The organism is Streptomyces sp. NPDC001985, from assembly GCF_040296845.1.
In the GTDB taxonomy this organism is placed as follows: domain Bacteria; phylum Actinomycetota; class Actinomycetes; order Streptomycetales; family Streptomycetaceae; genus Streptomyces.
On the sequence record NZ_JBEOYB010000201.1, the window covers coordinates 1 to 1,062 of the forward strand.

A 1,062-nucleotide genomic window follows, 5' to 3' on the forward strand; every position below is an offset into this window, starting at 1 on the left:
GGCCCCACACACCCAACCGCCCCCGCCGCGCCGCCATCTCCTCCTTCGGCATCAGCGGCACCAACGCCCACCTCATCATCGAAGAACCCCCACCCCGGCCCGCGACCCCGGAACCGGCGCCGGTCGCCGCGCTCCCGCTCTTTCTCTCCGGCAGTGACGAGACGGGGCTCCGCGCCCAGGCCCGGCGGCTGCACACCCATCTCACCGAGCGCCCGGAGCTGTCGCCGGTGGACATCGGCTGGTCGCTGGCGACCACCCGGGCCACGCTGAAGGAGCGGGCCGCCGTCGTGGGTGCCGACCGGGCGGAGCTGCTGGAGGGGCTGGACGCGCTCGCCCGGGACGGGGCCGGCGCACGGGTGGTGCGCGCCGGGAGCGGGACGGCCCGGGGCAGGACCGCGTATCTCTTCCCCGGGCAGGGCAGTCAGCGGCCGGGGGCGGGCCATGAGCTGTACCAGCACGTCCCGGAGTTCGCCCGCCATCTCGACGAGATTCTCAGCACCTTCGGCGACCGGTGGGAGCACCCCCTGCGCGAGGTGATGTTCGCCCCGGCGGGCACGTCGGCGGCGGCGCTGCTCGACCGCACCGACCTGACCCAGGCGGCGCTGTTCGCCCTCGAAGTGGCGCTGTTCCGGCTGGTCGAGCACCAGGGCCCGGCGCCCGATCTGCTGCTCGGCCACTCCCTGGGCGAGCTGACCGCCGCGCATGTCGCCGGGGTGCTCTCCCTCCAGGACGCCTGCACCCTGGTCGCCGCCCGGGGCAGGCTCATGCGGGCCGCCCGCGACGACGGCGCGATGGCAGCGCTGCGGATCACCGAGGACGAACTCCGGGAGACGCTGGCGGAGTACGGCGACCCGGCGCGGGCCGCGATCGCCGCCGTCAACGGCCCCCGGTCCACCGTCGTCTCCGGTGACGCGGAGACCGTGGACGCGGTGACCCGGCTCTGGCGGTCCCGGGGCCGCCGGGTGAAGCGGCTGACGGTCTCGCACGCCTTCCACTCGCCCCACATGGACGGCGCCCTCGCCGAGTTCCGCACCATCGCCGCACAACTCACCTACCACACAC

The 1,062-nt window shown here is 75.1% G+C and carries 1 protein-coding gene; it reads left to right on the plus strand.

The window, feature by feature from the left end:
• Positions 1-1,062, plus strand: a 1,062-nt coding sequence (locus ABT122_RS33580) for an acyltransferase domain-containing protein (RefSeq protein WP_351559990.1), incomplete at both ends; no start/stop codon positions are given.